The following is a 13,815-nucleotide window of genomic DNA, read 5'->3' as shown; positions in this document are numbered from 1 at the left end:
TAAAAACAAAGATATACTGATGAAAATAAAATATTTATACATCATCGCTTGCATACTGGTATTTACCTCATGCAAAAAATTTCTGGATGTTCAGCCGGAATCAGATGTGACCAAAGAACAGTTATTTAGTACTGAAGAGGGCTTTAAAGAGGCACTAAATGGAGTTTATACCTACTGTAGTACCCTGGATTTGTACGGGGGTAACCTGACGGTGAGCAACCTTGATATCATTGCGCAGAATTACGAGTTTACCGATTTGAATACGCAAAACATAGCTGCCTTTAAATATGACGACCCGCAATGGGTGAGTAAAGCTGCACAGATCTGGACCAATGCCTATAAAGCAATCGGGTATTGCAATGCAATCCTCGAAGTTATCGATGAAAAGAAATCTCTCTTCCAGGGTAAAAACTACGAACTGATCAAAGGCGAAGCACTCACCTTGAGGGCATACCTGCACTTTGATCTATTAAGAATGTATGCACCTTCTTACAAAAATAATCCAACGGCTAAGGCTATTCCTTATGTAACAGCGGTTTCCATTAAGGCTACCCCATTTTCCAATGTTACAGAAGTGTTGAATAAGGTCGTTGCAGATCTTAATGAGGCCAAAACATTATTGAAGGCTTCAGATCCGATCCTGGCTGCAGATTACAAAGTTGGCTATCCTGATAAAACGTATCCGGAAGGTACTGCAGAAAGTGCAAAATCTACAGAGACCAGAAATCCATCTCTTTTCCTCCAGAACAGAAGGCACCGGATGAATTATTTCAGTGCTTGCGGAGAATTGGCCAGAGCTTATTTATACAAGCAGGACCTGATCAATAGTCTGAGCAATGCGAAGGAAGTGATTGAATCTAAGAAGTTCCCATGGGCCCAGCAGGTAGATGTATTTAACACCAACAAAGAACAGCGGGACAAACTTTTTTATCCCGAATTAATTTCCTCATGGGCTTTAGGTGTTGACGCAATGAAACATTTCGAAAATCGTTTTTCTGATGTTAATGCTGCATTTGTACCTACAATTACGCAAAAAGACCTGATTTATGAATCTGGGTTGGGGGGAGAAGACTGGAGGTATAGACAGTGGTTTTTAGATAATGTTGGGGCTAAACGTTCCAACCTTCAAAAATATACCAGGAACTCAACCCCACTGCGCAACCTGCATCCGGTAGTTGCTCCCGCCATCCGTCTCTCTGAAATGTTTTATATAGCTGCCGAGGCTAGTTTCGACAGCAACCCCAACCAGGCAACAGCATACGTTGATAGTGTACGGCTTCACCGTGGAATTCGTATACTCTTACCGAAAACCATCGTAAAAGGAGATTTTATTAGTGAATTGGTCAAAGATGCCAGGAAAGAGTTTTACGGAGAAAGCCAGATTTTCTATATGCACAAAAGATTAAACCGGGATATAATCAGCACCAATGGATTGATCTATCCCGCATCTGATAAAATCTTTGTTTTTCCAATGCCACTCGATGAGTTGGGTTACAGAAATTAAATTGATAAGAACCATGAAAACCAATATCAACTACATACTTTTGCTGAGCATACTTTTGTTTGCCTGCAAAAAAAATGAGATCGTTCAGTACGAAGGTCTTAAGGATAATATTTCCCTGAATTATCTAGATGTCAAAGGCAATCCGGATACGGCGGCGATAACCTATTCTTTTGCTGAAAATCCTGGCCTGTCCAGCGATACGATTTTTGTACCCGTTACCGTAGCAGGTAAAAGATTGCCGACAGCCAGAAAATTTGTTTTAACTGTGGTCGACAGCTTAACCACTGCTCGCGTTAACCAACATTATGAGGCGTTAAAACCTTACTACGTGCTACCTGCAGATTCAGGAAAGATAATGGTTCCAGTTGTCCTCAAGAATATAGATCCGGAACTCGCCAATAACTCGGTTATTCTCGGGTTGAGAGTTGTTGGTGGTGAAGATTTTGAAGGTCTTTTGCCGGTTCCCATTCGTACAAAGAGAATTATATATTCCAACAGATTGGAACAGCCGGTATGGTGGGGATGGTGGCAGGGAAACCTGGGTACTTACAGCAGAACCGCACACAAGTTGTACCTGATTTCCGGTGGTGGAGAACTCGTTAATACCAGCGCTCCGAATGGATTTCTTGGTATTCCAAGGTCTCTCTATTACCTCGAAAATGCACGTAACTTCACTAGGAACCCTTTTGCCTGGGTAGCAAGGTATCCTGAAAAAGGCTATGTGCTCACGAAAAGAACAGACGGGACTGAAGATTACGACTTTTATCATGTTGATGCGCCAACCATTAAGGTATATCTTAAATTTTTCCCGCAAGTCAATAGCTACTTTTTCATCAATGAGAATGGCAATCAAATTATCATGAATTAAGCACCTACCATCATGAAACAGAAACTTCTATATCTACTGGCTTTTGCAGCCATCTTTTATACCTCCTGTAAAAAGGACCTGGGTAACTATACCTATTCCCCACCGTCAGAGCCAGTCGTGAAAGGCATTTTGAATGCTAACATTTCTGCCTTAATAGGCGACTCGCTCATCATTAAGCCTGAAGTCAGCCTGGCCGGAGCAGACCCTTTAAAGGATCTTACTTTTGAATGGCGTATTTTGTTGCTGGAAGATTTAAGAGAGGTGAGCTATACAGGCTACCCATTAAAAATGCTGTTTAATCTGGGGACTGGTGAGCGTAGTTCAACCTTAATTGTTACCGATAAAAGGAATGGCCTGATCTATAAATACAAGTTTAAAATCACCGGAACTACACAGTTTTCCCAAGGAACGCTCATTCTCAGTGATGATGGCGGAACCGCTAAACTCTCTTTTGTAAAGCCTGACAATACCGTTTTGGCAAATATATATGAGAGCCTTCAAACGGGATCTCTGCCTAAAAATCCGGTGCAGCTTTATTATTCAAAACCACTTCCTTACCAATTGCTGTCTAAAGAGGAATATTGGATATTATGTAATGATCCATCCACAGGAAGTGTGATTGTTAATCCAAGCACGCTATTGTACAAAGACAATTTCAGGTCTCAATTTTTTCTGCCGGCAAGTACCATTACACCAGGACGTGTGGAGACATTAATGGGTACAGTTGCCCAGGGGGTGATTAATGGAAAGCTGTTTATAGGCGTGCAGTCTACCGCACCATTCGCCCCTGATTATGGCAAATTTGCCAATGAGCAAAATGGCGACTACACCTTATCGCCTTATTTTACTTATGGTGGTGCCTTTTATTTGGGTTATGACCTTAAATCTAAAAGTCTTGTTACGTTTGACGGTGGCGGAAATTACCTGGGTAAAACCTATACTTCAAGTACATTGCCGACAGCTCCATTTGATCCTAAAAATATCGGGCTCACAAATCCCATTTATATGAAAGCAAGTTCTGCTGGAACAACCTACGCTTTTTTCAAAGAACCTGATGGCAATACCTACGAATTGAGATTTAACAATCAGCTTACCGCAGATACCAAGTCAATCGTAGCTGAAGAAAAGCGTGTTTTTGCAGGGTCTTCGCTTGTTCAGGCAGATTCCAAATGGGTACGAAACAGTATTAACGTATTCTATTTTTCAAGCAATGATAAAATTTACCGCTACAATCCCATCGGGCAGAACTTAGAATTGCAGGAGGCAGATTTTGCCGGAAAGAAGATTTCCATGATTAAAATCAGCGATGACGGGAACAAACTATATGTTGGTGTAGCGGGTGCCCTACATACGCTTGACATCTCTGGCACTAAGAAAGGAAATATCCTGAGTACCATAAATGGTATACCGGGCTCACCTGTCGACTTTTTAATCAGGGCAAATTAACTTTTCTAACAAGAAATAGCTAAAAATACAACAATCATGAAACTAAAAATTTTAATGCTGGCCACTTTATTACCCATCCTGGCCATAGCACAAACACCCAACTTTACCATCAGTGGTAAAATCGGGAACTTAAATAAACCAGCAAAAATTTACCTGGACTACAATTCAGAAGGTAAGGGGGGGACTGATTCCTGTGAATTGCTGAACGGGACATTTAAATTTACAGGTAACATCGCTGGTTATGCCAGCGGAAGAATGACCTTGTCTCGTGAAGGGATCAGGGATAAGGAAATTTATGGTACTAAAGGCTTAGGTGATGTAATCTATGTGAGTTTTGGTCAGGAAAATATCCAGATTAATTCTGCAGATTCACTTTATAATGCGCATTGGAAAGGCTCAAAAGTTTATGAAGAAATGAAAGCTTTTGATCAGGAAGTTGGACCAACTGTGATGACCGTGCACCATCATGCGAATGTGGCCATTCATCGTGCTACTCCCGAACAACAAGCCGATACACTTTATTTTAAGGTGCTGGATAAACAAGTGCAGGCATTCAGAAAATCCAGAGGCGAGAAAATGCTGGCTTTTGCCAAAGCAAATCCAAACGCTTATTTCTCCTTACAGGCATTATCTGAGCTTGTGGGCGGATATTCAGTAAAGTCGGAAGTCGCGCTTCCTATATTCAATAAATTGAATGACAAGCTCCGCCTTTCTTATAGTGGGCAGAGTTTATACAAATTGTTAAATGCACATGCTGTAACTGCATTGGGTGTAAGTGCACCCAACTTTATCCAGAATGATGTGAATGGAAAGCCCTTGGCTTTATCAGACTTTAAGGGGAAATATGTATTGGTAGAATTCTGGGCCAGTTGGTGTTCTCCATGTCGTGCAGAAAGTCCCAATCTCTTAAAACAATATGCTAAGTTCAAATCAAAGGGATTTGAAATCCTTGGCGTATCCGTAGATAGTGATAAAGCCAAGTGGCTTGAAGCCATTAAAAAAGATGGGTTAACCTGGCCTCAGGTTTCTGATCTGAAGGGTTGGGATAATGAAGCAAGGAAAGTATATGGAATTACCGGAGTTCCTGCTAACTTTCTGATTGGTCCGGACGGAAAAATTATTGGTTCCCATTTGATGGGTGAAGTGCTGAATGAAAAACTTGCAGCGTTGCTGAATTGATCATAAAGCATGAATCACCTCTAGGGTCAGCCAGGTTGTGGGGAGTCGCACTAGTGAGCGGCAACCCACAATTTGGTGCTGACTTTTGAATACTGTTAAATTTATGTAACTTTCCCAATAATAATCGAAAAGTCAAGCTTTTGAATTAAAATCTACTAGATTTGTAGACTATGGGGTTGGGGAGTACCAGTGAAATCGCATTGTTGGAAAAACTTAAACTACAGGATGAAAATGCCTTTGAGCAATTGTACAACCTGTACGTAAGGAAAATCTATGCCTATGCGCTAAGTATCCTCAAATCTGCTGAACTGGCGGAAGATGTCACTCAAAATACCTTTGTTAAACTGTGGGAACATCGTGCATTGATCCATACAGACCGGTCAATCCAGGCTTATTTGTTCACAATTGCAAAAAACCAGGCCTTGAATGTCATCAAACGCGCTTCACGTGAAGTCTGGATCTCGGATGAAATTGCTGAAAATGCGATTCATCAATCAGAAAATGGCTTGCAGTATACAGAACACAAGGAAACGCGGGCATTCATCAATCAGGCCATCAACCAGCTTCCACCGCAGCGTAAACTTATCTATAACCTTTGCCACAATTCGGGTTATACCTATAAGCAGGCAGCCGAGAAATTAGGCATTAAAGACAGCACTGTAAATAGTCAGATGGTGAAGGCCATCCGGACAATCAAAGATTTTATGGTTAAAAATGGCGCTTTATTGCTGCTATTTATCCATCGCAGCTAATCTGCTCAGGCACACCTTAAAAAAGTATAAATTATTTTTAAGCGGAGTACATGTACCCCCTATGTTAATTGTATTACTATTAAACAGGGTGTAAATTGGAAAAACCGGTCATACAATTATTTAAAAATTTTATTCTTAACCGTTGCAGTACGGAAGAGATTGCTCAGGTACAGGAGCTGATCAGGTCAGGAGGTTATGAAGCCGAATGGCGTGAAGCAATGGAAACATCACAGGCATTATTTACCGATGGTAAATTTACAGAGCCTGAGCTCAATGAAGCTGAACTGCTTCAGAAGATCAAACAAAAAATTGCGCTTCAGCCCGATCCTGTAAAAAAACATTCCTGGAAATGGTTGGGCATTGCAGCTGCGGTGTTGCTGGTGGGCAGCCTGGCGGTATGGTTAAATCAACCTGCTGGTCCGAAGAATGAAACATCCATGTTAAAAACAGAAAACCCGGTTAAACACCAACATACGGCGCACAAATGGATCAAATTGCCAGATGGAAGTTCGGTACAACTCAATCAGGATAGCCATCTTGAGTATGCAGATTCATTTGAAGGTAAAGCATTGCGTGAGGTCACATTGATTGGCGAAGGCTACTTCGATATTAAGCATGATCCTAAACATCCCTTTGTCATCCATACGGGTAAAATCAAAACTACAGTTCTGGGTACTGCATTTAACATCAAGGCCGATGCGGCCAATCAATTGGTGGTGGTTACCGTAACGCGGGGTAAAGTCAAGGTAGAAGATGAGCAAAAAACGCTTGCGGTTTTAACACCCGATCAACAATTGTCGTGGAATGCAAAAGCAGGTTCGGCCGTAAAATTAAAAGTAAATGCTGTGGCGGCCCTGGAATGGAAAAAACATGACCTCATCATGGATGACATTACCTTAGCGGAAGCCGCCGGTATTATTGCTGAGCGCTATGCTGTAAAAGTTCAATTTGAAAATGAAAAAGTGAAGGCTTGCCGGTTTACAGCGGCATTTCTGAATAAAAATGACATTAGTCAGGTGTTAAAGGTAGTTGGAGAAATTACCGGGGCAACATTGACTTTAAAAGATAACCTGGTTCAGATTGACGGACCAGGATGTTAAACCTATAACCAACCTAAACCATACCATGAGGAATAAAGCTTCGCCCTTGTTTAAATACGCAGACTAAAAAGCAAACCCCGGCGGCAACCGGAGTTTGCAAAGCGGTCTTAAATTTTCCTTTCAGTTCAAACTAAAACCAACGCAATGTATTACAATTCTACTCGTTTTGCAAGCCGGTGTGTTCCGGCATTTTATGCTCCGTTTAATATTAAAAAATTAAAATTTTTTATGAAAGTGAACGCGATCCTTTTATTGGTCATCTTTTTTACGATTGGTAGCCTAACGGCTTCTACCGGTTCCGCACAAACCCTCACAGATGTGAAAGTCTCTGTTGGCGTAAACAATGGAACACTTCGCAGTGCATTCTCCCAGATTGAAAAGCAAACGGATTTCAGATTTGCGTACCGCAATGAGCTGATCTCTGCGTTTAAAAACCTGCGCCTGAGTGAAGAACAACGTTCTGTGAAAAATACGCTGGACGAACTCTTAAAGGGAACGGGCTTAAGTTATAAACAAGTCAACAACAGTGTCATTATTTTCAAACTTGCAGCTGAAACGCAGCATGCGACCATTCAGGATGTTTACATCAATGGATTGGTTACAGATGAGCATCAACTTCCGCTGCCAGGTGTATCTGTGAAGATTAAGGGTACAAATAAAGGCGTGACTACAGATAACCAGGGTAAATACATCATACAGGTACCTGATGAAAATGCCGTTCTTGTTTTTAGCTATATCGGTTATGTTACGGCAGAAGCCCCGGTAAAGAACGGGCGGATGACGAATGTTTCTTTGAAACCAGATGTGGGTACGCTGGATGCGGTTGTCGTTATCGGATATGGAACAACAACCAAAAGGAATAATACCGGTTCAGTATCGTCTTTAACCTCAAAAGATATCGCAAACCAGCCTGTTACCGATCCGCTTGCCGCATTACAGGGGCGGGTTGCAGGGCTTGATATCTCTGCAGTTACTGGTTACCCGGGTTCAGGCTATAATGTGCGTTTGCGTGGACAAAACTCGATTTCTTCAGGTAACTCACCTTTGTATATTGTAGATGGAATTCCATTTATCTCAGAAAGTTTGAGCCAGTTTAATGGAGCAAACGGAACCCAAAGTCCATTAAGCAGCATCAATCCTGCCGATATTGAACGGATCGATGTGCTGAAAGATGCCGATGCAACGTCGATTTACGGTTCAAGGGGAGCAAATGGTGTCATCCTGATCACGACCAAAAAAGGAAAATCCGGCAAAGCGGAAACAAAGTTTAATATATACCAGGGGGTGTCTTCAGTGAGCCACAAGGTAGACATGCTCAGTACAGCTGAGTACCTGGAATTGCGGCGCGAGGCTTTCAAAAATGATGGCATAACCCCGACGGATGCCCAGGCTCCGGATTTTCAGTGGGATCCGAATCTGGATCAGAACTGGCAGGAAAAATTATTTGGTAAATCGGCAAACTTAACAGAAGCACAGCTCAGTTTAAGCGGTGGAACGGAACAAACCAATTTTTTAATCGGCGGGACATACCGTAATGAAAAATCAGTTTTGCCGGGGAATACCGGGTACAAAAGAGGGGCATTGAATTCTTCCCTGAACTATAACTCGAAAGACAATAAGTTTAGGTTGACTACTTCGATAAAATATGCCCTGGACGAGAACAATGCAGCAATCACGGATCTCGCAGGTTCATTTAACCTGGTACCGAACATGCCTATTTATGATGCCCAGGGTAATTATTTCTGGTTCAATACAATCGAGCAGAATCCTTTTGCTTTATTGGAACGGAAAAATGTGACCAATACCAATAATTTATTTGCCAATACCTCACTCAGCTACACCATCATTAACGGTCTAAATGCAAAGTTAAGTGCGGGTTATAACCGCATGGATTCGAAGCAACTCCAGACCTTACCTAAAATCAGTTTCAACCCTGCCAGTTATAGTGGGAGTACGGCCAATTATGGCAATGGTTCCTTAAACTCTTATATCCTTGAACCACAACTGGACTATACCGTTAAATTGGGTAAAGGAAACCTTTCTGCTTTGGCCGGAAGTACCTTCCAGCATAGCGTAACAGAAGCCCAGTCCTTAGTAGGTGGTGGTTACATCAGTGATGAACAATTGGAGAATATTAAAGCCGCAACAGTGGTAACGCCGCGCACTTATATGTACTCCAAATATAGATATGCTTCTGTTTTCGGAAGGTTAACCTACAATTGGGAGGAAAAGTATATCATCAACGGGACATTTAGAAGAGATGGTTCTTCCAGATTTGGGCCAGGCAAGCGATTTGGTAATTTTGGTGCTGTTGGTGCAGCCTGGTTAATCAGCAATGAATCCTTTGTGAAAGATAACCTGCATGTCTTGTCGTTTGCAAAACTAAGGGGAAGTTATGGTACTGTGGGTAACGATCAGATTGGAAACTACAAGTATCTTGACAGCTGGTCATCTACCAGTCTTCCTTATGGTGGTACTGCAGGAATTTATCCAAGCCGTTTCCCCAATCCGGATTACAGTTGGGAAGTAAACAAAAAGCTTGAAGCAGGTATTGATTTGGGATTTGTTGCAGATCGGTTTTTACTGACTGCCAATTTTTATCGGACCCGTTCAGGTAATCAACTCATCGGTTATACCCTTTCCTCGCAATCGGGATTTACACAGTATACGGCAAATCTACCTGCGGTTGTACAGAACCAGGGCTTTGAGTTTGAGCTGACCTCGGCCAACATCCGCGGTAAGGCCTTTAACTGGACGACTTCAGCCAATCTGACCATCGCCAGAAATAAGTTATTGTCCTATCCGGATCTTGCGAATTCCTCCAATGCCAACGTCTATGTCATTGGCCAGCCGCTAACCCTTGTTAAAGGCTATGATTTTTTGAGCATAGACCCTGCAACAGGTGTTCCTCAGTTTAGGGATGTTAATGGCGATGGGGCGCTTACCGATATTAAGGATATGGTTGTTATGGGTAATACCATGCCAAAGTTTTATGGGGGCTTGCAAAACAGCATGAGCTATAAAAACTTTAGTCTGGATTTCTTTTTCCAATTCGCCAAACAGGAAGGTCCGGGCTTAAATTATGGCTATCTGACCTATTCAAATGGCTATTTAAAGAACAAGGATGCGAGCGCGCTGGATAGGTGGAAAACTGAAGGTCAGGAAGCGACCATTCCCGGAGCAAGTACAACTTCAGGCAAAGCGATCTTTAATGCTTATCAGAATCAATACAGACTTTCTAACGCAAACTGGGTTGATGCTTCATTCATCAGGCTTAAAAATGTTTCCCTCAAATACAATTTATCTGACCTTTTAAAAAACCGGAAATTTAATAATTTAAGTGTATATGTTCAGGGACAAAACCTATTTACCATCACCTCGTATGATGGTTTTGATCCGGAAACCAAGGGTTATGCACTGCCACCACTAAGGGTTTATACGGCAGGTTTACAATTGGCATTTTAATACATACCGGCAAGCAATAGCTGGTCAAACATGGCCTGCATTGCAAGCTTCATAACAACTAAAAATATATACTGATGAAAATATTATATTCAATTTTGTCTATTGCCATTTTAAGTGCAATAGTTTCCTGCAAAAAATATGTAAACGTCGGAGCTCCTAAGGATCAATTGGTAAATTCTGTTGTGTTTGTAAATGATGCAAGCGCCACAGCGGCCATCACAGGCATATACAGTGATATGAACGGGTTTAATTACCAGTTTGCCAATGTTGTTACTACATTTATGTGTGCCATGGCTGCTGACGAATTTACCTATGCTTCAGCCTCTGCACCTTTTGATGAATTCAAAAATAATGCAGTTACCTCGGGTAATCAATACGTAGGTACCATGTGGACGCAGCCATATGGCTTTATTTACCGGGCAAATACGGTGATTGCAGGCGTAAATGCTTCGACAACGCTAAGTCCGGCAGTTAAAAATCAACTCCTGGGAGAAGCCTTGTTTATCCGGGCTTTCTGTTATTTTTATCTCGTTAATTTTTTTGGTGATGTACCCCTGATCCTGGATACAGATGTACTCAAAAATACCAGTTTACCTAGAACGGCCAAAGCCGAAGTATATGCATCTGTGATCAATGATTTAACAGAGGCCAAGAAATTGCTGGTCTTGCCATATCCCGGAAATGCAGAACGGATTCGTCCAAATAAAACGGCTGCTTCTTTATTGCTCTCCAGAACTTATCTGTATGTAGGCAACAATGCTCTGGCTGAACAGGAGGCTACCGAGGTGATCAATACCACAGGGTATGCATTGCTTAAAAATCCAGATCCAAACAATGCTGCCCACATGACTAAGGTATTTTTAAAGAACAGTTCAGAGGCGGTTTGGCAATTGCAGTCCATTAATACCAGCACCGGTAGAAATACCTGGGAAGGCAATACCCTGCTTTCTACAGGGGCACCTTTTTACAGGTTAAACAAAGGAGCCGGAAGTCTGGTTGAAGCTTTTGGGACAAATGATCTGCGCAAAACAAATTGGGTGGGTGAGTATATAACCACAGCTGTGCCGCCCGTAACGCATTATTTCCCGGCAAAATACAAAGTAAGGGTAGGTACAATCAATGCGCCTACAGAGTATTCAATGGTATTGAGATTTGCTGAAGCTTATCTGATCCGTGCTGAAGCCCGCGCGCAACAGAACAAATTTTCTTTGATGAAAGAAGATCTGGATGTCATCCGGGATCGGGCGGGTCTGGCAGCTTTACCACTGGTTGCTGATCAGGCTGCAGCCATGGCGCAGGTAGAAAAAGAGCGTCGCCTGGAGCTGTTCACAGAATGGGGACATCGCTGGTTTGACCTGAAACGTTGGAAAAGTGTCACCGGAGATCCGACAAAAACCCGTGCTGATGATGTATTGGCTCCCATCAAAACAGCCTGGAAGTCGACTGCTATTTTGTTTCCAATACCTTCTGAACCCATGCTGACCAATCCGAATATGTTACAAAATCCGGGTTACAATTAGAAAAAAATCCTATGATCAAGAAAATGTTCCTCATGATCTGTCTTGTAGTTGCAGTACAGCAACTACAAGCACAGGTTGTTGAAATAAAACCAGAAAACCCGCAAAGGGGTGACAAAGTAACGATCATCTATCATCCAGGTGCATCAGGTGCCAAAATTGGGAAAGGTGCAAGCTCGGTTGACCTGAACTTCACCTTTTCAAGATTTTATGAGTTGCCGCTTAAATTGCCAATGACCAGGCAGGGAGCAGATTGGGTAACTTCTTTCGTGCTGCAGCGCTATGCAACCTATGCTTCTTTTACTTTTCAGAGCGGGGATCTTGTCGACCAGCCCAGTGCCGAACGCCATTATAACCTCAAGGTTTATAAAGGGGATAAAAGAGAAAAGTCGAGCTATTTGTATGAGGCTTACAGCCTGAGCGCAGAAATGCCCAAATCTCCAAACCTGCGTCCCGCGCAATACGCATTGCTACAAAAAGAACTGGAAATTTACCCGGATAATTTTGAGGCTAAAGTTTACCTGCAGGTGGTTAAAATGGCGCTTGCTAAAACACCGGCAGATAAACAAAAGGAGCGTGAGCTTGTATATCAAATCATTTCCGATAAGTTTGAAGAAAATCCGACCGTTGCAGCAAACCTGAATAGTGTGACTGCTGCTTTTTTTACCATTGGTGAAAAAAGAACAGATTCTGTCTACAAAATGGTGTTGCAGCGCTATCCGAATTCAGAAATCGCAAGAGATTTTAAAATTTCGGCCATTGCCAGGGAGCAGGATACTGGTCTGAAGATTGCCCAACTGGAAGCTTTACTTAAGCAGCGTGATGAACAAGGGAATGAAAACGCACAGCAAATCCATAAAATACTGTTCAGGCATTATGCTTCTGTTGGAAATGGCGATAAGTCGGTATACCATGCCAGCAGGAGTTTAGGCAAAAAAAATCCACGTACTCCAGAAGAACTTAAGGACATTGCAGGTTTACTTACGGCGAATAAGCTTGCGCCGGACACAGCGATTGCGTATGCAGAAAAATCTTTAAAAATGGTAGCACAATGGCCGTTAGGCTTAATCCGGTATTTTCCTGAATATGGATACATTTTGCCATACGTACCCGAAAGTGACAGGTTAACAGGCATCGCGGAAGCGAAGTCAACTTTATATGCGATCATTGCCTTAAACAAGCTGTATCTGGGCAATAGGACAGAAGCCTTAAATTTTGCTGCTCAGGCTGAAAAGCAAGGTGCAAACCGGGAAAGCCTGATCGATGTTTCCAAAGTCTATGAACAGACAGGTAAGCCTGAACAAGCTTTTGAAGCTTTATGGCAGGTGCTTTTAAAAAATCCTTCAGATACTGCTGTCATCAAGCTTGCCAAAACGAATTTCAGTAAATTCAATAATGCTGAGGGAGCCTTTACTACGAAAGTAAAAGCCCTTGAAGTATTAAAAAATACACAGCTAAAGGCGTCGCTGAAAAAGATCATGATGCATAAGCCCGGTCCGGACCTGGGAAAGCTAATGGATTTGAAGGGACAGGCTGTGACAAAGGAGATGATGAAGAATAAAATCGTCATCCTAGATTTTTGGGCGACCTGGTGTGTGCCTTGTATGCAGGAAATGCCTTATTTGCAAAAAGTTTATGATAAATATAAAGACCATCCAAGAGTGATGTTTATGGTGGTCAATAGCGGCGCCAGAAATACGATTAAAGATGCGATAGGCTGGGAGGCTAAAAATCCGCAATACACCTTTCCATTGTATTTTAACAATGATCCGGACATTGGTGAAAAGGTCGGTTTTACGGTGATTCCTACAATTGCCGTTCTGGACCAGAATGGTTTGATGCAATTCCGTACCATAGGTTTTGAAGGTGCTGAACTGGAACATAAGCTCGCTGCGCAAATTGATGTTTTGCTGGAACAGCAGCGGTAATGGATTTTCGGCAAAAAGAATTGTGATACCGCCTGGTATTGTTATAGATTATAATT

General features: G+C 42.2%; 9 protein-coding genes. All 9 read left to right on the top strand.

All coding sequences use genetic code 11. The annotated features are described in order from the left end of the window. Positions 1 to 19: 19 nt before the first annotated feature. The 9 genes from IM797_RS13570 (at position 20) to IM797_RS13530 (ending at position 13,759) form a co-directional block, all read left to right on the top strand. Complete coding sequence (locus IM797_RS13570) at positions 20 to 1,504, top strand: RagB/SusD family nutrient uptake outer membrane protein (protein WP_194127689.1); 1,485 nt, start codon at positions 20 to 22, stop codon at positions 1,502 to 1,504. A 13-nt stretch (positions 1,505 to 1,517) separates the two neighbouring features. Further along, a complete protein-coding gene (locus IM797_RS13565; RefSeq protein ID WP_194127688.1) occupies positions 1,518 to 2,372 on the top strand; it encodes a DUF4843 domain-containing protein in 855 nt (284 codons plus the stop codon). Positions 2,373 to 2,384: 12 nt separating this feature from the next. After that, positions 2,385 to 3,818, top strand: coding sequence for a PKD-like family lipoprotein (locus IM797_RS13560; RefSeq protein WP_194127687.1), 1,434 nt, complete (start codon positions 2,385 to 2,387; stop codon positions 3,816 to 3,818). 36 nt (positions 3,819 to 3,854) lie between these two features. Beyond that, entirely contained in the window at positions 3,855 to 4,997 is a 1,143-nt protein-coding gene (locus IM797_RS13555) for a TlpA disulfide reductase family protein (protein WP_194127686.1), read from the top strand. Positions 4,998 to 5,167: 170 nt separating this feature from the next. Continuing rightward, on the top strand, positions 5,168 to 5,749 hold the full coding sequence (locus tag IM797_RS13550) for an RNA polymerase sigma factor (protein WP_194127685.1): 582 nt from the start codon (positions 5,168 to 5,170) through the stop codon (positions 5,747 to 5,749). 95 nt (positions 5,750 to 5,844) lie between these two features. Further along, positions 5,845 to 6,849: a FecR family protein gene (locus IM797_RS13545; protein ID WP_194127684.1), complete on the top strand. Its 1,005-nt coding sequence runs from the start codon at positions 5,845 to 5,847 to the stop codon at positions 6,847 to 6,849. Positions 6,850 to 7,077: 228 nt separating this feature from the next. Beyond that, complete coding sequence (locus IM797_RS13540; protein ID WP_228098855.1) at positions 7,078 to 10,314, top strand: TonB-dependent receptor; 3,237 nt, start codon at positions 7,078 to 7,080, stop codon at positions 10,312 to 10,314. A gap of 74 nt (positions 10,315 to 10,388) precedes the next feature. Continuing rightward, positions 10,389 to 11,834 carry a RagB/SusD family nutrient uptake outer membrane protein gene (locus IM797_RS13535; RefSeq protein ID WP_194127682.1) on the top strand — a complete coding sequence of 482 codons (1,446 nt, stop codon included), beginning with the start codon at positions 10,389 to 10,391 and terminating at the stop codon, positions 11,832 to 11,834. An 11-nt stretch (positions 11,835 to 11,845) separates the two neighbouring features. Further along, positions 11,846 to 13,759: a TlpA disulfide reductase family protein gene (locus IM797_RS13530; protein ID WP_194127681.1), complete on the top strand. Its 1,914-nt coding sequence runs from the start codon at positions 11,846 to 11,848 to the stop codon at positions 13,757 to 13,759. The last annotated feature ends 56 nt before the right edge of the window (positions 13,760 to 13,815 follow it).

This window comes from Pedobacter sp. MC2016-24 (assembly GCF_015223055.1).
In the GTDB taxonomy this organism is placed as follows: Bacteria; Bacteroidota; Bacteroidia; order Sphingobacteriales; family Sphingobacteriaceae; genus Pedobacter.
The sequence above is the reverse complement of the archived record's forward strand: the minus strand, read 5'-3'. Positions and strand labels throughout refer to the sequence as shown.